General features: G+C 64.0%; 22 protein-coding genes and 1 pseudogene. 14 read left to right on the top strand and 9 right to left on the bottom strand.

Annotated elements, in window-relative coordinates:
• Position 1 precedes the first annotated feature (1 nt).
• Together H7F35_RS32300 and H7F35_RS32295 are read right to left on the bottom strand one after the other, a co-directional pair.
• Positions 2 to 763, bottom strand: a complete 762-nt coding sequence (locus H7F35_RS32300; protein ID WP_187110555.1) for a phage baseplate assembly protein V — start codon at positions 761 to 763, stop codon at positions 2 to 4.
• Positions 764 to 909: 146 nt separating this feature from the next.
• Entirely contained in the window at positions 910 to 1614 is a 705-nt protein-coding gene (locus H7F35_RS32295; protein ID WP_187110554.1) for an HNH endonuclease, read from the bottom strand.
• Between the two features lie 157 nt (positions 1615 to 1771).
• On the opposite strand from H7F35_RS32295, the gene H7F35_RS32290 reads away from it, so the two are divergent.
• The gene (locus H7F35_RS32290) at positions 1772 to 2617 is read left to right on the top strand and encodes a DNA/RNA non-specific endonuclease (protein ID WP_187110553.1); all 846 of its coding nucleotides are present in this window, start codon (positions 1772 to 1774) and stop codon (positions 2615 to 2617) included.
• Positions 2618 to 2842: 225 nt separating this feature from the next.
• Here H7F35_RS32290 and H7F35_RS32285 read toward each other — a convergent pair whose 3' ends face one another.
• From H7F35_RS32285 to H7F35_RS35205, 7 genes are all read right to left on the bottom strand, one after another.
• Positions 2843 to 4894 carry a hypothetical protein gene (locus H7F35_RS32285; protein WP_187110552.1) on the bottom strand — a complete coding sequence of 684 codons (2052 nt, stop codon included), beginning with the start codon at positions 4892 to 4894 and terminating at the stop codon, positions 2843 to 2845.
• Positions 4895 to 5285: 391 nt separating this feature from the next.
• Positions 5286 to 5768, bottom strand: a complete 483-nt coding sequence (locus H7F35_RS32280; protein ID WP_187110551.1) for a hypothetical protein — start codon at positions 5766 to 5768, stop codon at positions 5286 to 5288.
• Between the two features lie 146 nt (positions 5769 to 5914).
• Positions 5915 to 6367 carry a phage virion morphogenesis protein gene (locus tag H7F35_RS32275; protein WP_187110550.1) on the bottom strand — a complete coding sequence of 151 codons (453 nt, stop codon included), beginning with the start codon at positions 6365 to 6367 and terminating at the stop codon, positions 5915 to 5917.
• Position 6368: 1 nt separating this feature from the next.
• Positions 6369 to 6881, bottom strand: coding sequence for a phage tail protein (locus H7F35_RS32270; RefSeq protein WP_187110549.1), 513 nt, complete (start codon positions 6879 to 6881; stop codon positions 6369 to 6371).
• The gene (locus H7F35_RS32265) at positions 6865 to 7314 is read right to left on the bottom strand and encodes a lysis system i-spanin subunit Rz (RefSeq protein ID WP_187110548.1); all 450 of its coding nucleotides are present in this window, start codon (positions 7312 to 7314) and stop codon (positions 6865 to 6867) included. The genes H7F35_RS32270 and H7F35_RS32265 overlap by 17 nt, the downstream gene beginning before the upstream one ends.
• Positions 7311 to 7727, bottom strand: a complete 417-nt coding sequence (locus H7F35_RS32260; RefSeq protein ID WP_187110547.1) for a hypothetical protein — start codon at positions 7725 to 7727, stop codon at positions 7311 to 7313. The genes H7F35_RS32265 and H7F35_RS32260 overlap by 4 nt, the downstream gene beginning before the upstream one ends.
• A 4-nt stretch (positions 7728 to 7731) precedes the next feature.
• Positions 7732 to 8073: a GPO family capsid scaffolding protein gene (locus tag H7F35_RS35205; RefSeq protein ID WP_187110546.1), complete on the bottom strand. Its 342-nt coding sequence runs from the start codon at positions 8071 to 8073 to the stop codon at positions 7732 to 7734.
• A 190-nt stretch (positions 8074 to 8263) separates the two neighbouring features.
• On the opposite strand from H7F35_RS35205, the gene tssJ reads away from it, so the two are divergent.
• From tssJ to H7F35_RS32190, 13 genes and pseudogenes are all read left to right on the top strand, one after another.
• Positions 8264 to 8614 (top strand): type VI secretion system lipoprotein TssJ, encoded by a 351-nt coding sequence (gene tssJ, locus H7F35_RS32250; protein ID WP_315970486.1) that lies wholly within the window; start codon positions 8264 to 8266, stop codon positions 8612 to 8614.
• A gap of 35 nt (positions 8615 to 8649) precedes the next feature.
• Positions 8650 to 9502 (top strand): annotated as a pseudogene (gene tssK / locus H7F35_RS32245) (type VI secretion system baseplate subunit TssK); the annotation flags it as partial.
• Between the two features lie 404 nt (positions 9503 to 9906).
• Positions 9907 to 10911 carry a TagK domain-containing protein gene (locus H7F35_RS32240; RefSeq protein ID WP_187110545.1) on the top strand — a complete coding sequence of 335 codons (1005 nt, stop codon included), beginning with the start codon at positions 9907 to 9909 and terminating at the stop codon, positions 10909 to 10911.
• Positions 10908 to 12029 (top strand): type VI secretion system baseplate subunit TssG, encoded by a 1122-nt coding sequence (gene tssG / locus H7F35_RS32235; RefSeq protein WP_187110544.1) that lies wholly within the window; start codon positions 10908 to 10910, stop codon positions 12027 to 12029. The genes H7F35_RS32240 and tssG overlap by 4 nt, the downstream gene beginning before the upstream one ends.
• 48 nt (positions 12030 to 12077) lie before the next feature.
• Positions 12078 to 13121 (top strand): ImpA family type VI secretion system protein, encoded by a 1044-nt coding sequence (locus tag H7F35_RS32230; RefSeq protein WP_261803447.1) that lies wholly within the window; start codon positions 12078 to 12080, stop codon positions 13119 to 13121.
• Positions 13118 to 13744 carry a hypothetical protein gene (locus tag H7F35_RS32225; RefSeq protein ID WP_187110543.1) on the top strand — a complete coding sequence of 209 codons (627 nt, stop codon included), beginning with the start codon at positions 13118 to 13120 and terminating at the stop codon, positions 13742 to 13744. The genes H7F35_RS32230 and H7F35_RS32225 overlap by 4 nt, the downstream gene beginning before the upstream one ends.
• A gap of 136 nt (positions 13745 to 13880) precedes the next feature.
• The gene (clpS, locus tag H7F35_RS32220; protein ID WP_187110542.1) at positions 13881 to 14240 is read left to right on the top strand and encodes an ATP-dependent Clp protease adapter ClpS; all 360 of its coding nucleotides are present in this window, start codon (positions 13881 to 13883) and stop codon (positions 14238 to 14240) included.
• Positions 14241 to 14307: 67 nt separating this feature from the next.
• The gene (clpA, locus tag H7F35_RS32215) at positions 14308 to 16629 is read left to right on the top strand and encodes an ATP-dependent Clp protease ATP-binding subunit ClpA (RefSeq protein ID WP_187110541.1); all 2322 of its coding nucleotides are present in this window, start codon (positions 14308 to 14310) and stop codon (positions 16627 to 16629) included.
• 124 nt (positions 16630 to 16753) lie between these two features.
• Positions 16754 to 18199, top strand: coding sequence for a cardiolipin synthase (gene cls / locus H7F35_RS32210; protein WP_187110540.1), 1446 nt, complete (start codon positions 16754 to 16756; stop codon positions 18197 to 18199).
• A complete protein-coding gene (gene sbcB / locus H7F35_RS32205) occupies positions 18200 to 19639 on the top strand; it encodes an exodeoxyribonuclease I (protein ID WP_187110539.1) in 1440 nt (479 codons plus the stop codon). It abuts the gene before it with no gap.
• A 26-nt stretch (positions 19640 to 19665) separates the two neighbouring features.
• Positions 19666 to 20397 (top strand): CatB-related O-acetyltransferase, encoded by a 732-nt coding sequence (locus H7F35_RS32200; RefSeq protein ID WP_187110538.1) that lies wholly within the window; start codon positions 19666 to 19668, stop codon positions 20395 to 20397.
• A 24-nt stretch (positions 20398 to 20421) separates the two neighbouring features.
• Positions 20422 to 20871 (top strand): DUF3574 domain-containing protein, encoded by a 450-nt coding sequence (locus H7F35_RS32195; RefSeq protein ID WP_187110537.1) that lies wholly within the window; start codon positions 20422 to 20424, stop codon positions 20869 to 20871.
• Complete coding sequence (locus H7F35_RS32190) at positions 20858 to 21427, top strand: GNAT family N-acetyltransferase (RefSeq protein WP_222621990.1); 570 nt, start codon at positions 20858 to 20860, stop codon at positions 21425 to 21427. Before H7F35_RS32195 ends, H7F35_RS32190 begins: the two co-directional genes overlap by 14 nt.
• Positions 21428 to 21455: the final 28 nt, after the last annotated feature.

Genomic DNA, 21455 nt, shown 5'->3' with positions numbered 1-21455 from the left:
CTCATGACGCCACCGGCCTTCCGCTGGTCTGGTCGCCGCGCTCGATGTCGGAGGTGAGGTGGTCCTGCAGGCTGATGTCGCCGGCCTTGATGTCGCCACCGTCGGTCGTGATGCCGTGCCCTTCGATGAAGTGCATGTCGCACCTGATCTGCGCGCCCTGGCCGCTGGGCCCAATGCCGTAGCCGACCATGCCCGCCTGCCAGGTGAGCAGACCCTGCACGACCATTTCCCCGGTGGCGATGGTCTTGGGCGCGTCGAGCGTGATCTCCTGCGAGTGCACGGAGGCGCTGTCGCTGGCGGTCACATCGGCCGTCTTGCAGTGAACCGTGATCGAGTCGGGCACGGTGATGTCGGCGGTGCCCCCTTCGGGCAGCGTAGCCTTCAGGGCGCTTGTGGCGTGGTCGTATTCGATGACTGCGCCGTCCGGGTAGGTCGTGCGCTCCACGTCGCCGCTGTCGCCGTTGGCCGGGATGCCATCGCTGAAGATGCCCACGAGCACGAAGCCGGTCGCCATGTCACCACCGGGCGAGAGCACCATGCACTGCTCGCCCTCGGAAGGTGGCGACCAGTGGCGCACATCACCGGCGCGGCGCGCGAACCATGGGAGCCAGTTGGTGGAGAGGTTGCCCGATTTCACGCGGCAGCGGCGCGTTTCATGATCGACCGCGAACACCGTTCCAGCACGAACGAGGTTCTCGATCAGGCGCTGCAGTTCGACGGTGGATGCGGGCTTTCCAGACATGCCGTCGATGGTGCCGGCCATGCGCGCGCGACGCACTCGAGGCACTTTGTATCGGGCGCTCCTACAACGGCATGTCTCAGACGGCGAGGTGCTGTGACAGCGGATCTACGGAAGGTCTGGTCCCTTAGCGGGCCTACTGTCGCAGCGAAGGCGGACGCACACGATGGCTACTCGCTCTTGAACTCCACTGCTCGATGGTGCGCCATGTATTTCTCGTGTTCGGGCTTCAGCGCAATCTTCATCGAAGGCGTGATCCCAAGTTTGGCGGCCTCAGTGAGAAGGGGGGAGAGGCGAATAGACCCGCCCGTATCGAACGTGATGAAGCCCTTGTCGAACGCCTTGTCCAGGTTTGGCGAAAGCAGCAGACCGTTCCACTGGTCCAGTCGCTCACTGTTCGTCGACTTCTTCCATGGCTTGATGTGAGACGCAACAAGGAGGCTGGTGTCGCTGAACCCCGTAACAGCACAGCCGGTCCAGTGCAGCAGCACCTTGTCTCGGAACGTGCCCTGGCCGATCCTGGACTTGATCAGCGCCGTCTTCTCGGTCGTCGTCGTGGTCGGATCGCTGATGATCTGTTCGAGGTCGGCTTGCACGTCATCGCTACCGTTGCTCGTGAGGTATGCGGCGAACTGCGACAGCGTGGCGCTGTACATGTGATGCCCGCGCGCGTTTCGCTCTTTGAAGACGGGCAGTTCCTGGATGCTTGGGGAAAGGGCGCCAAAGGCCGAAGAACTGCTCAATGCGATCAAAGGACCTGAGATTAGGCCGCCATCCATTGCCCATTCGGACAGTGAGCCACGGAGCGCTCCGTCGTAGCTCCTCGCCGAGGACTTCGACAGCCCTTTGTGAATCATCCAGTCGTAGAAGTTCATGCAGTAAGAATTGCGCCAAGTCCGGCTATTCTCGCGCAGGGCTAGGCTGACAAACGTTTTCGGAGGTACGACCGCTAACCGGCTGACTCCCGAGGGGCGGCCTGTCGCGTGGTTGCTCAGTTTGCCCTCTGCGGAGCGGGTTAACATCCCGCCCCCGATGCCCAAGAAGAAGCCACGCAAGCGCCATAGATCAGTCACCAGCGGCATCGCCGTCACACTGCGCCGCACAGCGGTCTGGCTCATCACCGCCGGCGCCATTTCGATCCAGGCGACCAGTTGCGGATTTCTTCCAGCTCCATCGCCGCCTGCTCCCTCCCTGGAGCGTTCTGGCCCGACCACCGCCACTCAGTTTTCAGGCTGCCGCGAGTTCTTCGCCGGTGGTGTCGCACCCTCGATTCCGCAGGCTCCCCTGCAGCGCGAGCTTTGCTACGAGGCGTTTGCCATCCTGCACAGCGGCACAAGCAAGACCCCGGTTTTCGTTGCCGAGCGGCTCGCCCGCGCGAGCATCGAAGATGCCAACGAGAAGCGCACCAACAAGTTCTTTGCGGATGCCCGGCTGCCGCGCAGCGAGCGCGCAGAGCTGAGCGACTACAAGGGCTCAGGCTATGCCCGCGGACACATGGCCCCGGCCGGCGACATGTCGAACCCGACGGCGATGGCACAGAGCTTTTCACTGGCAAATATGGTCCCGCAGAACCCGACGCAGAACTCCGGTGCCTGGTCCAAGATTGAGCAGGACACGCGCCGGTACGTCCTGCGCGCCAAAGGCAATGTATTCGTGATCACGGGGCCGGTGTTTGGCCCCGAAAGCCTGATAGTCGGTGCCAACCGCGTGCGTGTGCCTACGCACCTGTTCAAGCTTGTCTATGACGAGAGCACGGGCAAGGCCTGGGCGCATTGGCAACCGAATTCTGAAGACGCCCGCGCCGGACGGCCGATCAGCTACGGGGACCTAACGCAGCGGGTCGGCATGGAGCTACTGCCGGGGGTTGAAGTGCGGTGATTGTGCTTCGGATGGCGGCCACCGTCGCCTTCGGGCCCTGAGCAGACATCACAACGCCCGGAAGTACGTCCACACCCCATTTTCTCACGCACCACGCGATTTTTAGTTAGGACGCTCGCAAAGCTCGTGCGTGCTGGAGCACTTGAGCCGTCCTGACGGCGGCGCTAAGCATTCCATACATTCAGGGCCGAGGTAGCTCGCGCAAGAACCCTTGATGGCTCCTGCCTAGTTGGGTTCCTGCGCTGCAGCCCCAAAGACCTCGGCCTCGACGTGTGCCGGCAGCTTGGGCACGCATTCGACCATGGCGAATGCGCCAGCCCAGTCATCGTCCGTTACTGGGTGGAGGGGGTACCAGGCGACTTTGATCCCTTGCCGGAGAAACACCATGGCCTGCGGGTTCAAGAAGTAGTACTGCGCGCCTTCTTGGGCCGTCTCTTCGTCTGTGTAGAAGATCGTCTTCGTCTCCTTCAACACATTTCCTTCATGATCCTCGAGGCGTGCGTCTACAAGCTCCCCTGCGAAGAATTTGTCGATGATTAGCTCGTCGACAATCGGGACGCCATCGATCGGCATACCGGTCTGCGTGGCGCCGTTGGTCACAACCAGCGTGCAGATTTCAAAGTTTTCCGGCAGGAGGAATCCAGCCCGGTCGAGGGTCTTGCGAATCTCGCCTTTGTGCTTGTTCGCGGCCGCCGCCTTGCGGGTGATCTGGGCCGCCGCAGCGGTCAAAGTCTCCCGGTGCATTGCAATCGCTTTCGGCTCCGTCGGGTCCAGAATGCATTTCAGTTCACAGAGGAAGAGCAGCCTGCCGATGCTGAATACGACGTCCACTTCCTCGGTCTGCTCGCCCGGGGCGGTGAAGCTGAATGATTTGTCGAGGCACTGGGAGACCGCGGCCAGCTTCGGCGACTGTTCGATAGACTCCGCCACTTTCGCACGAATATGCTTTTCGAACGCAGGGCCTCGCAACGCGAGATCAATGCCAAGCTGCCGAAGCCAGATGTCCACGATCCTGCGCAGGTTCGGACTTTGTGCGGCGCCGAACACGGGCGTTAGCGTTTGCTGGCCCACAGGGACGAGGGGTTGGGCCCAGAGCTCCTGCCCCTGTCGCCCGCGGTAGGTCATGAACTCCAGCAGGGCGATCGCCCCAGCTCGAGTGACGTTGCCACCTTGCATGAACCCTTCGATCAGGGCATCGCGCTGTAGTGTCGGCACGTACGCTGGCAGCCAGCTCGATCCGTCATCTTCTTCATCATCCTTGGTGTACTGGTGCCGTTGCTTGACGGCGCCGAGCAACAGATCGGAACAGCGGCTGATGATCGTCCACGCGTTCATCGCGTCTGCGAGTGTCAGTCCTGCGAGCTCCTTGCGCGGCATTGCCAGCAAGTCTTCGTAGTAGTCCTCAGTGGCGTAGGCCCGGAGGGCAAGCAAGTACTTGTGTTCTTCTGAACTGTCTTCTGTCTTCGTGAGCACAAGCTGTTGCCGGCGCCCCATTTTTTCGATTTTTTTCACATCTTCGACAACGGGCCGAAACGCCTTCTCGAACGGCGGGAACTGACTTTGAGCGTCGAGCGCTTGCTTCATGAATTCGACCGCAAGGTTTCGCCCGCGTGCTCGTCCCATAGCGTATCGCGCCTGCCACCGCGGTTTCGTCGGGCGAAACTTTCGCAACCCTTCTTCGACCTGCAGCTCATAGCCGTTCCAAACGCAGTCGTTCCAGAGATCTTCTGCGAGTAGGTAGAGCAGGCCGAGGTTCAGTTCAAACATGGCTTCGCGCCAGTCCAGCGAGACTTGAAGGTTCCCGGAGAGTTTGGGGTCCTCTTCGAGGATCACGCGGAGCGGAACCTGCAGGCCATCGACCAAGCCCTCCGCGACGGCGTCCGGGGAATATGAAGCCCCGCCTGGGAGGCGCACCTTTGTCGCCATGAGCTTGTGCATCAACACTGGTTCGCCATCGCCGTTCTCGACTTGCTTGGCTGTGGCCGCTTCGAGCACCTCAGGCGTCCTGTCGGAGAGGATCCGGTAGTCGTGGTTCGAGCACGCGACAAGGGCGCGGACCTTGGTTGTCGCGTTGAGATCGTTGTTCGTCGAAATCTTGAGATTGGCGCGAATGGTGGATAGCTTCTTGTTGATTTCGAGGCCGGCAGCATGCAGGCGCTGATCCTCGGGTTGGTTTCCACAATCTTCAAGCGCGCTGGCCCACGCCTGCGGATTGAACCCTTTGCGCAGGGGGCCCTGAATCTTGTTGGCGCGGACGCGCTTTGCGAACTCTCCCACGGTGGCTCCAGTATTTCAACGCGAGAGCCCCGAGTGGGCGAGGCTTTCGATTCTTCTAGCCGAGCGCATGATCGACTTCCACCATGTGTCAGCCCGAGGGTTCTTCAGTGCAGTTCGAAGCTCTCGGCCACCTACCCCAGCATACAGCCGGACATCGAGCGTCCCCACAACGTCATCATGATGATGTTCGGGCCTACGTCTGGCTCTCGCGCCTTGCGATCCGGCATGCAATCTTCGAACACACGGTGCTGACGGGCGACTGTCTGCTTCTGGCCGACTGTAGCCGGTCGCGCCGCCGTCGTGAACGGGCCCGAAGTCGACTATGCCCGTCCCATACCGATCACTAGCTAAATCCGGTTCTGGCACTGAGGCCACCCACGGACCTGAGCGCCTATTCGCGGTCCGGGAGTTCGACCTCGGCTTCTTCATACTGAGCATCGCTATCGAAGCGAATCACGACCGTCGAGTTGCCGTAAAACTTCCCGCTCGTATCCCGGTATTCCAGATGACCACCGTCGGGAAAATCGATGCAAAGCACTTGCGGCTCCATGGAGGCGGCGGCGGACGTCACCTCGGCCAGATACCTGCGCCGGTCCTCCTCTGAGGCTCGGGAGCCCGCCGCTTCTGCAATCTCCTGCGCACACTGTCGTCTGAGGCTCGTCTCGTTCTTCAGCACTTTGGCATGCAGCGCTTTGGCGTACTCGATTGATTCAACCTGCTGCGCGCGAGTAATGTTCTCTTCATCCAAATCGATTACAAGGCGAACGCGATGCGTGCCGAGTTCGACAGCACCAATCCACGCGGACTCATTCCAGGACAGTTCGCCAAGGATCGAGTCATCGCTCCGGCTCAGCGGGTCTTCGGCGCTTGTCATCTTGAAACTTTCATACGGTTTGTTGATCTGGATCGCTGGAAGAAATCATGGCGAACTAGGCACTGCCGACAAACGTCGGGTCATGGCCGAGTGCGGTCCCCGAATCGTCGCACGAAACCCCTCTACGAGTTCAGTGAAACACGACATCAACCTGCGAGGTGCTTCAGCAGCAGATCCTTGATCAGCTCGCGTTCGGCGTAGGTCAGGCCCAGAAGACCGCGCGCTGGGTATTGATAACTTGGGCCGCCGGGCTGCACAAGGTCGCGAAGGCCGAAGTGGTGAACGCGGGCGATGCGTGCCGTGCGACCGAAGAAGCCAACCGCCACGCCTTCCTCATCGGTCTGCACCTTGAGGTGGCGCGCTGCGCGCAGCTTCTCGAACATGCTGCGGCGAATCTTGCCCATCTGCAAGCGCGCCTGCGTCGTCTTGCGTGGCTCGTAGGCGCTACCGTCCGGGTTGCGCTGGCCGGCGATTCGCGCGGCCTGCTCACGCCGCAGTGCCTGCCCGATGGTGCGTGCGAGCGCACGTCGCTTCGGCATCGTCAACGCGGACAGCAACGGGGTCGCCCAGTCTTCGAGCGCGCGCAGGTCGTCGGTCATGTCAGTTCTTCACAGGCTCGAAGTCCCAGGCCGCAAGCGGCTGATCGCCGAACCACACCTCGATGCGCTCGGCGCGCTGCACCACGCCGACGTGCGGCGGCTCGGCCGCATGCTTCACGTTGTAGCGCTTGGTTGTCTCGGGCGAGTCGGGATCAGCGCCGGGCGAGACGATCACGCGCTCGGTCAGGTCCAGCTCGATCGACAGGTCGATGGTTTCCTTGTTGAGATATTCGGCCTCGAAGCGAAAGCTGCGCTCACGCAGATCCGGGTTCTCAAGGATCTCGACCTGCTCGGTGCGAAGCCAGGCCAGCATCGGCACCATGATGGCGTCGGCGTGGCTGCTGTAGTCGAGCACCACTAGCTTCAGGGTGTAGCGATAGACGAACGACAGCGACGCGGCGCCGGCGGCCACGATCTTCCCATTGGTGATGAAGATCGACAGCTTGTCCGGATCGTTCTGCAGCTCGGGCGTTGCCGCCGTCAGATGCGTGCGCAGGCTATGGGGTTTGAGCACCGGTATTCCCGATCAGGGTGTTGAGGGCGTTGAGGGCGTTGAGCCTGAAACGAACCTCGTTATAGCGGTCGATGCAGGCGTTGAGGTCGACGATGGCGAGGTCACCGTCGCTGGTGATTCCAGCCACAGCTGCCGCAAACGCTGGGTCAAGTTCGGCTCGCGCTTCTGCAGGTTCGCCGGCAGCGGCGGGATCTGAGGCGACGACGGGGCGACAGGTGGCAGGGACTGACACCCGCACACCACCAGTGGCAAGCAGATGCTCAAAATGATCTCTTTCATTGCGGACACGTTCGATCTCCTTCTTGTGTGCGAGGTCGCGCGCGGCGAGCCCTTCGGCCAGGGCGCGCTCGGCGTCGAGGGTGTCCGGTGCCGTATGCACGGCCAGCTGCAGCAGCGCGGCCAAGCCAAGCAGCACGGCGAGAACCCACATCATGGTTTGCTCCTTTCATCGGGCGGTGGCATGAGGTCGCTGCCGGGGGGCGTGCGCGCCGAGTGGTCGCGCCCGCGCAGCGCATCGAGCAGGCGCACCGCAAAGCCGAGGGGGTCGTTGCGCATGGCGCCGCCGATGGAGCGCAGGCCCATCCAGATGTCCTCGCTGACCACTGCGCATGCCCCAACGATTGCCAGGCGCAGCGTCTCGGCGGTTACGAAGCCCTCGATGCCGAGGCCGACGAACACCGCGACCGCCACGCCCGTCAGCACCGCGCGAAAGAAGCCGCCCCATCCGCCGTGCCGCTTCTCGACGACACCCTGCGCGAGGCCGGCGAAGAGGCCGACAAGGGCACTGGAAACGATGATCCCCAGCGTCTGGGGTTCGGTGAACAGCTTCTTGAGCCAGTCTTGCATGTCGTCAGTCCCAGAGCTGAACGGTGCGGCGCGTGGCCGCGCTGGCCGGCGGGGCCAGTTCGACCTGCAGACCTGCCGGCAGGATGGGCCCGTGATCGGCGAGCCCGGGGTTGAGGAGGAGGGTGCCGTCTTCGACCGGTCGCGATTCCACCGACAGTACATCGCCGTAGGCCCGGAACGAGCTTTCGGGAACGGTGCCGCGATAGTGCTCGAGCCACACGCGTGCGCCGTACTTGTTCGGGTCGAAGTTCTTTGCCATCTGCTCGATCCACGAGCGTTCGATGCGGCGGCCGTCGGTAGTGGCGCCTTCGGTGGCGACGCGGAACTTCTTGGATTTCTGGGCCATGGTGGTGTGCGTGTAGGTTGAAGACGTGGTGCGGGATGCGATGGGACCGATGGTCGGCGCAGCGCGCGAGCGGCTCAATGCAATCTCGTTGTGAGATGCCGATCTACAACCTGCGGCGCACTGAGAACCGTCGCGCACCCTTTCCGCAGAGGCTGGCGTCAATCCGGACGACAAGGGCAGGGCGGCGCCCATCCTGGTCCGTGTCTATGAGCTCAAGTCGGAAGGCCCTTTTGAATCCGCCGACTACTTCTCGCTCTACAACAACGACAAAGTCCTGATCGGCAGCGATCTGCTGGTTCGCGACGAGTTCATCCTCAAGCCGGGCGATGTCAAGACCATCCGTCGCAAGTCGCATCCTGACCTCGCTGCGATCGGCGTGATTGCGGGCTACCGCGATCTGGCGCAAGCCGACTGGCGCATGGTGCAAAAAATCGATCCGGCCCCCGAGGTCGCCTGGTACCGATCGGTACTGCCTGCCAACAAGGTCAAGTTGCAAATCGACCTTCAGGCCAAGGGCATTCAACTCACCCCTCTCAAATAAACCCACGGCGCGCAAGCAAGCAAACGATCGATTTCATGAGTTGGTACAACAAAGTCGCCTGGAGTGAAGGGCTCTTCCTGCGCCCTCAGCTGTTTCAGCAGCAGGAACGCTACCTCGAGCATCTTGCGCACAAACGCACCGCGTCGCTCAGCCCCTTTTATTGGGGCTTCAACCACTACAGCATCGATGTCGAGTCCCTGTCTCTGGGAAAGCTCGTGCTCGCCAGCGCGGCCGGCATCTTTTCCGATGGCACGCCCTTCGATGCGCCGGGACAGACCCTGCCGCCCGCGCCACTCACGATCCTGCCCGAGCATCTGGAGCAGGTCATTCACCTCGCGGTGCCCATCCGCACGCCCAATGGCGAGGAAACGAGCTTCGACGATGTTGCGGCAGTCTCGGCATCGCTCGCACGTTTCTCGGTCTTCGACACCGAGTTGCGCGATGCAAACTCCATCGGACACGCGCCGCCCCCAGTCGCATCCGGCCTACCAGCACCTTGATCCGTATCTGTCCTTCAGGGAGCTGATGGCCGATGTCCAGGCGTTGCTCAATGACGTGCTGGTGCGCAGTGCCCAGAGCATTCCTCTGGCCCAACGTGCCAATGGCGTGAGCGTGGCAAGTGTCGAGCCTTCCGAGTTGCAAGGCTTTTCCAGCCTGGTGTTCGCTGTGGCCGCTCACACGCCGCCTGACGAACTGGCCAGCCAGTTTCCGGCGCGCTGCAAGGTGGGGCCCAGCGATCGACTCGCCGAACTCATTCGCTCGCACCTGCCTGGCATTCCATTGCAGACCTTGCCCGTGCCACCGCGCCAGATTCCCTTCAATGCTGGCTTCGTCTACTTCCAGATCGACCCGCGTGGCCCGCTGTGGGAGCACATGGTGATCTTCGGGCGCGAAGTGGCCATCCAGCGTTTCGCCATGAGGTTCCCGGCTGCGGTCGCCTCTAGGCGCGTCGACGAAGTCTTCTTTGTGGAACATGGGAGCGTTGAAAAATGGATGGGCAGGGTGCGGAAGAAGATGACGTCGCTGGTCAGGCCTCGCACTCGGAGCCGTCGTTGACGATCTGCTCGAAGCAGCTGTTCTGGATGTGGCTGGTCTTCATGCGGCCAGCAGGATGCCGAGGGCCGCTTCATCGGCGCGGCCAACAGGCTGCAAAAGCTCTGGGGAGGTGCGTCTTGATCGAGGGTGACTCTCGCGCGGACGACGGCAGGGGGGCGCCGTCGCGCCTTCGACTCACCCACAGCGGTGGTGAGATTCGCAACGGCACCATGCGGATTCCTGCCGCTGGCGCAGGCATGGCCGATGCACTTCAGTTATGCGGCGAACGGCAGAGCGAAGCGCAATGGCGCGTTGCCAACATGTGTCGTATCGCATGGAGCGATGAGGCTGGGGGCTGGCAGCTGACGAACAACAGCCAGACGCTGATGTGCGTGTGCAACGGCGAGCGGGTCAGGGTGGGTGCTCCGGTGTTCATTGCTATTGGCGACACGCTCGAACTGGGGCTCCTGCGCTTCCTCGTAGAAACGGATGAGGTTGGCGAGGCGCATGGTCAGGCGGTGCACTCCGAAGTGGTGCGGGGCGATCGTCAGATGGGCGGCACCTCTCGACCCCATACGCCGGCAACCCCTGTCGAGCACTTTCCGCCTGCGTTCGACCTTCGGGACCTTGCCGCTCGCGACGACAAGTACGGCAGCCTGGAATCTCCAGCCGATGCCCTGGCCGATCCTTTCGGCGTGCTGGGCATCGCAGGTGCGCAGTCTCGCCCCACGGCGGATGTTCTGGCCGAGTTGCTCGGTGAGATTCCGAGGTCGACGGCGAGCGCGACGTCTTTTGCGCACACGCCAAGGCCCCCGCCGGAGCGCGGCCGCCCCACGGCCCTGCTCGACGAACTGCACGATGAATTCGTCCGCGTTGTCCGGGACCCGGATCAACTCGCGGGCCGCACCGACTGGGAAGGCTTTCTCGCCTTCGGTGCCGAGCCTGCACCCACTCTGGACGAGTTGCGCAAGCAGGCCGAGCTTTACCCCTTGCTGCGTGACATCTTGCTGCCCCGCGAGGGCATCGACCGGATCATCGAAGACTTCGAGCCCCTCGCGAGATCGGGGCTCCTCGATACGGAAAATCCCGAAGATGTCCTGAACCTGTTCGCGCCGGAACTGGCCCGGGACGCAAGAACCTCGCTGCCCAGCCTAACGCGACGGGAGCATCACGAGCTTTCACCGGACAGCCACATCCACATCGGCTCCGCCCGGGTCGACAAAGACGATGGCAATGGCGACAGCGAGGCCTCTGCCCGATGAAGCCAGACACCGTAGCGAACTTGCAGGAAATGCTCGAACGGCTGCGCCAGGCGCCCTGGAAGTTCGGTTTTCTTGCGCTGCTGCGGCGTTTCGGCGCTTCCTATTCGCAGCAACCGCCCATCGGACTCGCCAGCCGCCCGCAGCAGGAGCCGTTTCGCCTGGGTCAGGCGGCTGCACTGGCTTTTGCACCGCGTGAAATCGCCGGCGCGGTATTGCCCGGCGAGTCGGTGCTGCGCGTCCTGGGGGGCGTCAATCCACGCGCGGGCAACAACCCGGCGCTGCCGATGGTCCGGGTCTACGGCCTGGGTCTGCTCGGGCCCAACGGCCCGCTGCCGCTTCACTACACGGAACTCGTGCGCGACCGCACAGAGAACCACAACGACAGCACGCTCGCCGACTTCCTGGATCTGTTCCATCACCGCTACCTCACGCACATGTACCGGGCATGGGCCCAGGGCCAGGCTGCGGCAGGGCTCGATCGTGCCGGTGACGAGGCTTTCAGCGGCTACATCGCGCGCCTGACCGGACACGATCCGCTGGAAATTCGCGATTCAGTGCTGCCTGCGCATGCCCGTCTGGCGGCCTCGACACACCTGGGCCGCGAGGCCCGCAACCCGGATGGGCTGGCTGCGACGTTGGCGCGCTTCTTCGCGGTGCCGGTGCAACTGCAGGAGTTCGTGCTGCACTGGATTCGCATCGACGACGAAGACCAGAGCCATCTGGGCCGCGCGCGCACTTCCAGCGTCATGGGGGTGGGGGCGATCGCAGGGGAGGTCGTGGCTGACCGGCAGAACAAGTTTCGGCTCGTGCTCGGGCCGTTGAGTCTCGATCAGTACCTGCGCTTCACGCCTCAGGGGCGCGACCTTCCGTTGCTGATCGAGTGGGTGCGCGGCTTCGTCGGGTACGAGTTTGTCTGGGAGGTCGAGCTGCGTGTGCGCAACGACAGCACGCCACCTGCCCGGCTCGAAGACACAGAAAAGCTCGGTTGGTCTACCTGGCTCGGCGGCTCCGAAGGCGCGGCGCGGCACGCCGACCCTGCTGGTCGTGTCGCCGCACATGCCCGCGACTACACCGTCGGGATGGTGTTCGAGCCCGAGCAATACATCGGTTCACGCTAGCGCAAAGACGCCTGATCTGCCTGTCGATTCCTCCCATTCCGGACCTTCATGACCCTCGCTGCCGCCTCCGCCGTTCCTTCCATTCCGCCTGACGCCCATTCCCGTGTGCGGGGCGACATGACTGCGGACTGGCTGCAGCCCCTTGGCGCCGTCGATCCTTGCGGTCCAAGCCTCGAGTACGACGCCGAATACGCGGTGCTGCTTTCCCGCATGTCCCCGCGCGGAGACGCGCAGTACGGCCAGTTCGTGGGCACGCCGGAGGGGCCCAACTGGGCCGAGATCGAACGCGACTGCCGCCGCCTGTTGCTGCGGACCTACGACATCAACCTGTTCGTCTGGCTGTGCCGGGCCCGCACAAGGCTTGCGCAGGCAGCGGGGCTTGCCCAGTCCCTGGCTGTATTGGCCGACGTGCTGCAGGCGTGGCCCGAAGCGGTTCATCCGCAGCTCGTGGTCGAGGGGGAGCGCGATCCGGCGGTACGCGCCAATGCACTGGCGGCGCTGGCCGATCCTGAGGGCCTGCTGGGCGACGTGCGCGAAATCGTCGTGGCAGCCAATGCAGCCAGGCACCTGACCGTGCGCGAGGTCGAGCGCGCTTCGATGGTGCCCCGTCCGGCCGATGTGCCCAGCCCCGAGTCGGTGGCGCAGCAACTGGCCCATTTGCATCACGAGGCAAAGGGCGACGCCGGGGCGGCGGTGAGCTTGCTTGCAGACGCCTCGCAGTCTGCAGCGTGGATCGCCGGCTGGGCCGCGAACCACCTCGGGCACGATGCGCCGCCGCTGCAGGCGCTGGTTCGATTGCTGAAGCCGTTCGATCCAGCGGCGTCCGCTGCCGAGGCTGACGCCACCGCTCCAGGCGAAACAACTCGAAGTCTGACCAACCCCGGGTCTGCCGGTGTAGCCACGCGTGAAGACGTCCAGCACAGCATCCGTGCGGCGCGCGAATGGTTTGAAGACCATGAGCCGAGCAGCCCGGTGGCTGTACTGCTCAAACAGGCCGAACGCATGGTCGGCAAGCGCTTTGCACTGGTTGCCGACGCGATTCCGCTCGATCTGCTGCGGAAATGGGATGCAGAGGGGGAGTCACCGCGATGACGCAGGCCCAGCTCGGCTTCCTGATCGTCTGCCTGGCTGTTGGCGTGCTTGGGGCAATGCTGGGTGCATGGGCTTATTCGCGCAGTTGTCGTGCGCAGCTCGATGCGCAGAGCGCTGCCTTCGAGCTTGCCCGGGAAAAGGCCAACCGCGATCTGCAGCAGGCTTTGCTGTGCGTTCCGCAATGGATGCAGCAAACCGTCCGGGTCGAGTTGGAGTTTCTGGGGCGGCAACAGGCAGAGCGTTGGAAGGAGCTGATTCGCGAACAGCAGCGCTGGCAATCTGAACAGGACGCGGTAAGGCTGGCTGAATGGCGGGCATTGTTGTCCGGTTCGCCGCCGCGGCCGGGCAGGGCGCCGGTTGCTGCTGCGCCGCCGGAGCGATCGGCTCCTGCGTCTGCGCGTGTATCCGTTCCAAGGCCGATCCCGGCGCCACCGTCGGCCCGCCCACCAGAATTGTCGGAAACCCCGCGACCGCAACCGGTGCCCGTGTACGCGGCTGAAGCGCCCGAACGCGAACTCAGCGACGAGGAAATCGACGCCTTGCCGCCCGATCTACCTGTGCCGAACCGGCCGTCAACGCGAAAATTGCCGGCGCCCAAAGGGCCGATCCTGCGCAATATCTGAGAAGACCGGCAGCCTGCCGGTTTTTTTATGCCATTCGGGCTGTCGCACACGGCGCAAGGCCCTTGATTTGTCGAATACGCGCCACCAAGTCTTCTGGCGCCGGCACGGTGCTTGCACGCTCTATAGAATCTTTTTCATGGCAACGAGAATTCCCAAGACTCCCAGCACCCCTCCGGCGCAGAAACCGGCCGGGGATGACGGAGATTCGGTCGTCCTGGAGCGCCGGCCGCAGAAAACTGCGCCGCCCCAGATGTACCAGGTGGTGATGCTGAACGACGACTACACGCCGATGGAGTTCGTGATCGTCGTGCTGCAGGAATATTTCAGCAAGGACCGCGAATCCGCGACTCAGATCATGCTCAAGATCCACCTCGATGGCCGGGGCGTCTGTGGGGTTTATTCCCGCGACATGGCGGCCACCAAGGTCAACCAGGTGATGGAGGCTGCGCAGCAGGCCGGGCATCCGCTGCAATGCGTGAGCGAGCCTGTTGCATGAACCAGTTGAATTGCGCAAGCTCCAACCCATCTGAGAACTTATTTACAGCAAGGCAAAAGGAAATCACATGATTGCCCAGGAACTGGAAGTCAGCTTGCACATGGCCTTTGTCGAGGCCCGGCAGCAGCGCCACGAGTTCATCACCGTGGAGCATCTGTTGCTCGCTTTGCTGGACAACCCGAGCGCCGCGGAAGTTCTGCGTGCCTGCTCGGCGAACGTCGACGACCTTCGGGCGTCGCTCACCAACTTCATCAAGGACAACACGCCTCAGGTGGCGGGTACCGATGATGTCGACACCCAGCCCACGCTGGGTTTCCAGCGCGTGATCCAGCGTGCCATCATGCATGTGCAGTCCACCGGCAACGGCAAGAAGGAAGTCACCGGCGCCAACGTGCTGGTCGCGATCTTCGGCGAGAAGGACTCGCACGCGGTGTACTACCTCCACCAGCAGGGCGTGACCCGTCTGGACGTGGTCAATTTCATTGCCCATGGCATCAAGAAGAGCGATCCGCCCGAAGCCGTCAAGGGCAGCGGTGAAGCACCGTCCGGCGAAGGCGAAGAGGGCGGCGGCGAACGCAACGAGAAGGCATCGCCGCTCGAGCAGTTCACCCAAAACCTCAACCAGCTCGCCAAGGACGGCAAGATCGATCCGCTGATCGGCCGCGAATACGAGGTCGAGCGCGTCATCCAGATCCTGTGCCGCCGGCGCAAGAACAACCCGCTGCTGGTGGGCGAAGCCGGTGTCGGCAAGACCGCCATTGCCGAGGGGCTGGCCTGGCGCATCACGCAGGGCGACGTGCCCGAGATCCTGGCCGAGGCGCAGGTCTACTCGCTCGACATGGGCGCACTGCTGGCCGGCACCAAGTACCGCGGCGATTTCGAGCAGCGCCTGAAGGGCGTGCTCAAGTCGCTCAAGGACAAGCCGAACGCCATCCTGTTCATCGACGAAATCCACACCCTGATCGGTGCGGGCGCAGCCTCGGGCGGCACGCTCGACGCGTCGAACCTGCTCAAGCCAGCGCTCTCGAGCGGCCAGCTCAAGTGCATCGGCGCGACCACCTTCACCGAGTACCGCGGCATCTTCGAGAAAGACGCGGCCCTGTCGCGTCGTTTCCAGAAGGTCGACGTGGTCGAGCCGACGGTGCAGGAAACCGTCGACATCCTGAAGGGCCTGAAGTCGCGCTTCGAGGAACACCATGGTGTGAAGTACGCCGTGGCTGCCCTGCAGGCTGCCGCCGAGCTGAGTGCCAAGTACATCAATGACCGCCATCTGCCCGACAAGGCAATCGACGTCATCGACGAAGCGGGTGCTGCCCAGCGCATCCTGCCGCCGAGCAAGCGCAAGAAGACCATCAGCAAGGCCGAGGTCGAGGACATCGTCGCGAAGATCGCGCGTATTCCCCCGGCCAACGTCAGCAACGACGACCGCGGCAAGCTGCAAACCATCGAGCGCGACCTCAAGAGCGTCGTGTTCGGCCAGGACAAGGCACTCGAAGTGCTGGCCTCCGCGGTCAAGATGGCGCGTTCGGGCCTGGGCAAGGGCGACAAGCCGATCGGCTCGTTCCTGTTCTCCGGTCCCACGGGCGTCGGCAAGACCGAAGCTGCGAAGCAGCTCGCCTACATCATGGGCATCGAGCTGATCCGCTTCGACATGTCGGAGTACATGGAGCGTCACGCGGTGAGCCGCCTGATCGGCGCGCCTCCGGGCTACGTCGGTTTCGACCAGGGCGGTCTGCTGACCGAGGCCGTCACGAAGAAGCCGCACTCGGTGCTGCTGCTCGACGAAATCGAGAAGGCGCACCCGGACATCTTCAACGTGCTGCTGCAGGTGATGGACCATGGCACGCTGACCGACAACAACGGACGCAAGGCCGACTTCCGCAACGTCATCGTCATCATGACGACGAATGCGGGCGCCGAGACCATGAACAAGGCGACCATCGGCTTCACCAACCCGCGCCAGGCGGGCGACGAAATGGGCGACATCAAGCGCTTGTTCTCGCCTGAATTCCGCAACCGGCTGGACGCCATCGTCAACTTCAAGGCGCTCGACGAAAACGTCATCCTGCGCGTGGTCGACAAGTTCCTGCTGCAGCTCGAAACGCAACTGGCCGAGAAGAAGGTCGAGGTCACTTTCAGCGACAAGCTGCGCAAGCACCTGGCAAAGAAGGGTTTCGATCCGTTGATGGGCGCTCGCCCGATGCAGCGCCTGATCCAGGACACGATCCGTCGTGCACTGGCCGACGAACTGCTCTTCGGCCGCCTGACCGACGGTGGCCGCCTTGAAGTCGACATCGACGACAAGGACGAAGTGCTGCTCGACATCCAGCCGTTGCCGAAGAAAGAGGGCAAGTCCAAGCCCGAAGCGGAAGAAGCCGCAACCGGTTGAGCGAACCGGGCAATTCGTGGCCGATGAGGCCGCGGAACAGCCGCCAAAGGCCGGTAGCATCACGCTACCGGCCTTTTTCTTTGGGGCGGCGAAACCGCACAGCCGCTCCAACCACTTTCCGACCTTGATCCTTCCCGAACTCAGCCACGAATGGAAAACCGGCCTCTCCCTGGCGTGGAGCGGCTACATCGCCGTGCTGTCGGTCTGGATCGTGATGCAAAAGCGCGCGCCGGTGTCCACCATGAGCTGGATCCTGTCGCTGGCGCTGCTGCCGTTCGCGGGCTTCGTCATCTATTACTTCCTCGGGCCGCAGCGCCTGCGCAAGCAGCGGCTCAAGCGCCTGCGCAACCGCGCCAGCGCCTATGCCCAGGCCGACCTTGCGCGGCTGCGCGACGTGGCGCAGAACGCACCGCCGGCGCTGCAGCAGATGGCACGGCTGGGCACCGCGACCTGCGGGTTGCCGGTATCGAGCGCCACGGGGGTGGAGCTGCTGTCCGGCGGGGCGCGCACCTTCGATGCGATCTTCGAGGCCGTGCGCGCGGCGCGCGACCACATCCACCTTGAGTACTACATCTTCGAGCCCGACAAGATCGGCACTGCGCTGCGTGACCTGCTGATCGAACGCGCGAAGGCGGGCGTGAGCGTGCGCCTCTTGATCGACGCGCTCGGCTCCAAGCGCATCGGCCGCCAGTTCATGGCGCCGCTGCATGAAGCAGGCGTGAAGGTGGCGCTGTTCCACGACACCAAGATCGGCCGGCGCCTGCGGCCGGTGACCAACTACCGCACCCACCGCAAGATCGTGGTGTGCGACGGCCGCGTGGGCTTCACGGGCGGCGTGAACATCACCGACGAGGAAGACAAGCGCACCAACCCCGACGCGTACCACGACGTGCACCTGCGCATCGAAGGCAGCGCGGTGCGCTGGCTGCAGACCACCTTCCTCGAAGACTGGACCTATGCCACCGGCGAAGACCCGCGCGGCATGGACGACACCATGGACGCCATGCTGCCGCAGCTGGAAGCCGGGGACATCCCGGTGCAGATCGTGACCAGCGGCCCCGACAACACGCTCGAAGCCATCCACCGCATGCACGTCGAGGCGATCCATTCGGCCACGACCCGCGCCTGGCTCACCACGCCGTATTTCGTGCCCGGCGAGCCTGCGCTGATGGCGCTCACCAGCGCCGCGCTGCGCGGCGTCGACGTGCGCCTGCTGGTGCCGCGCCGCAGCGACTCGGCCATCGTGAGCGCCGCCGCGCGCTCCTACTTCGACGAGCTGATCGCCGCCGGCGTGAAGGTCTGGGAGTACAAGGCGCGCATGCTGCACTCCAAGACCTTGGTGGTCGACGACCATTGCGCGATGATCGGCACCGCAAATTTCGACAACCGCAGCTTCCGGCTCAACTTCGAGGTCTGCGCCGTGGTTTATGGTCCGGCACTGGCCCGGCCACTGGCGGCGCAGTTCGAAACCGACCTGCACAGCTCCGGCGCGGTGCGCGCCCACCGGCCCCAAAGTTTCTGGCGTCGCCTTGGCGATGCCGTTGCGCGCCTGTTTTCACCCCTGCTCTGAATGAACCACACCTTTCTCTGGCACGACTACGAAACCTTCGGCGCCGTGCCGCGCCGCGACCGGCCTTCGCAGTTCGCCGCCATCCGCACCGACGCCGAACTGAACGAAGTCGGCGAGCCGCTCATGGTCTATTGCAAGCCGGCGCCAGACTACCTGCCCAGCCCCGAAGCCTGCCTCATCACCGGCATCACGCCGCAGGTGTGCCTGGAGCGCGGCATTCCCGAGCATGAGTTCGCCGCGCAGATCGAGCAGGCCTTCTCGCAGCCCGGCACCATCGGCGTGGGCTACAACACCATCCGCTTCGACGACGAGGTCACGCGCTTCCTGTTCTGGCGCAACCTGATCGATCCGTACGCGCGCGAGTGGCAGAACGACTGTGGCCGCTGGGACCTGCTCGACGTGGTGCGCCTCATGTATGCGCTGCGCCCTGACGGCATCCAGTGGCCGAAGAAGGAGGACGGCAAGCCCAGCTTCAAGCTCGAAGACCTGGCACGCGCCAACGGCCTGCTGCACGAGTCGGCGCACGATGCGCTGTCCGACGTGCGCGCGACCATCGCGCTGGCCCGGCTGATCCGCGACAAGCAGCCCAAGCTGTTCGACTTCGCCTTCGGCCTGCACCGCAAGGATCGCGTGGCCAGTGAACTCGGCTTGCCCGCAATGCGCGAAACCGCCAAGCCCTTCCTGCATGTCTCGGGCATGTTCCCGGCGGAGCGTGGTTGCCTTGCCGTGATGTGGCCGCTCGCGAGCCATCCCAGCAACAAGAACGAACTGATCGCCTGGGATCTGTCCCATGACCCGAGCGAACTGCGCGACCTCGATGCCGACACGCTGCGTCTTCGCTTGTTCACCCGCACCGCCGATCTGCCCGAAGGCATGGTGCGGCTGCCCGTGAAGGGCATCCACCTCAACAAGTCGCCGATGGTGGTGGGCAACCTGCGCACGCTGGCGCCGGCCATGGCCGAGCGTTGGGGCATCGATCTCGACGCGGCCATGCGGCACGCAGCGATTGCACGCGACCTGCCCGACATGAGCGCCATCTGGTCGAAGGTCTATGCACGGCCGAAAGAGGCCACGCCCGATGTCGATGAAGACCTCTATGGCGGCTTCGTCGGCAACGCCGACCGTCGGCGCCTGAACCAGTTGCGCGCGTTGTCGCCGGAAGAACTAGCGAAAGACCGCACCGGCTTCGACGACGGGCGCCTCGACGAGGTCCTGTTCCGCTACCGCGCGCGCAATTGGCCAGAGCTGCTGGCCCCCGAAGAAGTCGAACGCTGGGAGGCGCTGCGCGTGGCCCGGCTGTTCAAGGGCGAGGGCGGGGCGCGCACCATCGAGCAGTTGTTCAGCGAAGTCGATGCACTGTCTGAGACCGCCGATGAGCGCGGCGAAGAGATCCTGGGCGCGCTCTATGAGTACGCCGAGGCTATCGCGCCCGAAGCCTGAGAGACGAGAGCCCCGGTGCACAGCCCATGATCCTGAATATCACCCCCGAGCTTTCGCCGGCACTTGAGCCGCATGGGTTGTTTCTTGCGCCGGGTGTCGTCTTGTCCCTGCCGTTTCGCTACGAGACGCCAGTGCGCCTTTGGCCCGGCGTCCATATGTACGGCGTGTCGGTGGGCGCCTATTCGTATGTCGCGCCCTCGGTCCAGCTGCATCAGATGCAGATCGGGCGTTATTGCTCGATAGGCGACAACCTGAACCTGCTGAGCCAGCATCCGACGGATTGGCTCACGGCACATCCGTTTTCGCACCAGCACATCTTCCCCGAGCCGTTTCGCAATTCGTCCATCGACCCGTATCCGCAACTGAAGCCCACGGTGATCGGCAACGACGTCTGGATCGGCTCACGGGTGAGCCTGAAGGGCGGCGTGACCATCGGCGACGGCGCGCTGATCGGCGCGGGGGCGGTGGTGACCAAGGACGTGCCGCCGTTCGCGATCATGGGCGGCGTGCCCGCGCGTTTGATCCGGCGGCGCTTCGCCGATGCGCTCATCGACCGCATTCAGGCCTGCCCGTGGTGGGACTGGGATCTGCGCGAACTGCCGCTGGACTGGCGGCATCCGGAAGCAGCCCAGGCCACGCTGGAAGCCGCCGTGGCCGAGGGGCGCGTCTCGCGATGGAGTCCGGGGTGGCTGCAGCTTGAGTTCGGCGCGCCTGCCGAAGAGGGGCAGGGCGCACCGCTTGTCTTTCGGTCGGTGTGATTCAAGACCGGAGGGAATCTTTTCATGACACACGTTTCCTCTCGCGCCCATGCCGCAGCCCTCGTGTTGGCCGGCATCGTGATCTCCGCGCTCGCGGGGTGCAGCGCCTTGCCATCGACAGACGCGGTCGCCACGGCCTGCGCCACCGGCTTCGACAGCGTCGAGCGCGACACGCTCTATTTCGGCCGCGCCATTCCCGCCGGCGGCCAGGTGTCGGACGCCCAGTGGACGGCCTTCCTCGATGCCACCGTGACGCCCGCCTTCCCGCAGGGCCTGACCGTGACCGATGCGGTCGGTCAGTGGCGCGGAGCCTCGGGCGGCGTGGTGCGCGAACCCTCGAAGCTCGTGGTGCTGCTGCATCCGCGCAGCGCAAAAGACGACGAAGCCATCGCCGGGATCATCGACACCTACCGCAAGCGTTTCGGCCAGGAGTCGGTTCTGCAGGAAAGGCAATCCGCCTGTGTCCGCTTCTGAGACTGACCGCAACATCGTCCGGCGCCTGAAAGCCGCAGACGCCACGGCCTACCGGGCCGTGATGCTCGACGCCTACGCCACGCATCCCAGCGCCTTTACTTCGACGGTGGCTGAGCGCGCCGGCTTGCCGATGCTCTGGTGGGAGCAACGCCTTGGCGCCGACGCGGATGTACCGAGCGTGGTCTACGGCGCGTTCGACGATGCCGGCGCGCTGGTCGGCGCAGCCGGGCTGGCCTTCGAAACACGCGAGCGCACACGCCACAAGGCCACCTTGTTCGGCATGTCGGTGTCGGCATCGGCGCGCCGTTCGGGCTTCGGTCGCCGGCTGGTACTGGCCTTGCTGGAGCATGCGCGCGCACACGGGGGCCTGCGGCAGGTGCAGCTCACGGTGACCGAGGGCAACGCGTCCGCGCAAGCCCTCTACGAACGTTGCGGCTTCAAGGTCTTCGGTGTCGAGCCGATGGCCATTGCGCTCGATGGCGCCTGGCTGGCGAAGGTGCACATGTGCTGCGACCTCGAAGCGGCGGTGCAAGAGGGCCGATTGATCGGGGCGTAGTCTTCTTCGACTTCATGTCCGGGGCGGG

It is taken from the genome of Variovorax sp. PAMC26660, from assembly GCF_014302995.1.
In the GTDB taxonomy this organism is placed as follows: Bacteria; Pseudomonadota; Gammaproteobacteria; order Burkholderiales; family Burkholderiaceae_C; genus Variovorax.
The sequence above is the reverse complement of the archived record's forward strand: the minus strand, read 5'-3'. Positions and strand labels throughout refer to the sequence as shown.

Coding starts and splice junctions, on each gene's coding strand:
- H7F35_RS32230 (WP_261803447.1), top strand. CDS start 12,078: ATGACCCTCGCTGCCGCCTCCGCCGTTCCTTCCATTCCGCCTGACGCC.
- H7F35_RS32275 (WP_187110550.1), bottom strand. CDS start 6,367: ATGACCGACGACCTGCGCGCGCTCGAAGACTGGGCGACCCCGTTGCTG.
- H7F35_RS32195 (WP_187110537.1), top strand. CDS start 20,422: ATGACACACGTTTCCTCTCGCGCCCATGCCGCAGCCCTCGTGTTGGCC.
- H7F35_RS32260 (WP_187110547.1), bottom strand. CDS start 7,727: ATGCAAGACTGGCTCAAGAAGCTGTTCACCGAACCCCAGACGCTGGGG.
- sbcB (WP_187110539.1), top strand. CDS start 18,200: ATGAACCACACCTTTCTCTGGCACGACTACGAAACCTTCGGCGCCGTG.
- H7F35_RS35205 (WP_187110546.1), bottom strand. CDS start 8,073: ATGGCCCAGAAATCCAAGAAGTTCCGCGTCGCCACCGAAGGCGCCACT.
- H7F35_RS32290 (WP_187110553.1), top strand. CDS start 1,772: ATGCCCAAGAAGAAGCCACGCAAGCGCCATAGATCAGTCACCAGCGGC.
- H7F35_RS32225 (WP_187110543.1), top strand. CDS start 13,118: ATGACGCAGGCCCAGCTCGGCTTCCTGATCGTCTGCCTGGCTGTTGGC.
- H7F35_RS32265 (WP_187110548.1), bottom strand. CDS start 7,314: ATGATGTGGGTTCTCGCCGTGCTGCTTGGCTTGGCCGCGCTGCTGCAG.
- tssG (WP_187110544.1), top strand. CDS start 10,908: ATGAAGCCAGACACCGTAGCGAACTTGCAGGAAATGCTCGAACGGCTG.
- H7F35_RS32300 (WP_187110555.1), bottom strand. CDS start 763: ATGGCCGGCACCATCGACGGCATGTCTGGAAAGCCCGCATCCACCGTC.
- H7F35_RS32280 (WP_187110551.1), bottom strand. CDS start 5,768: ATGACAAGCGCCGAAGACCCGCTGAGCCGGAGCGATGACTCGATCCTT.
- H7F35_RS32200 (WP_187110538.1), top strand. CDS start 19,666: ATGATCCTGAATATCACCCCCGAGCTTTCGCCGGCACTTGAGCCGCAT.
- clpS (WP_187110542.1), top strand. CDS start 13,881: ATGGCAACGAGAATTCCCAAGACTCCCAGCACCCCTCCGGCGCAGAAA.
- H7F35_RS32295 (WP_187110554.1), bottom strand. CDS start 1,614: ATGAACTTCTACGACTGGATGATTCACAAAGGGCTGTCGAAGTCCTCG.
- clpA (WP_187110541.1), top strand. CDS start 14,308: ATGATTGCCCAGGAACTGGAAGTCAGCTTGCACATGGCCTTTGTCGAG.
- H7F35_RS32240 (WP_187110545.1), top strand. CDS start 9,907: ATGGCCGATGCACTTCAGTTATGCGGCGAACGGCAGAGCGAAGCGCAA.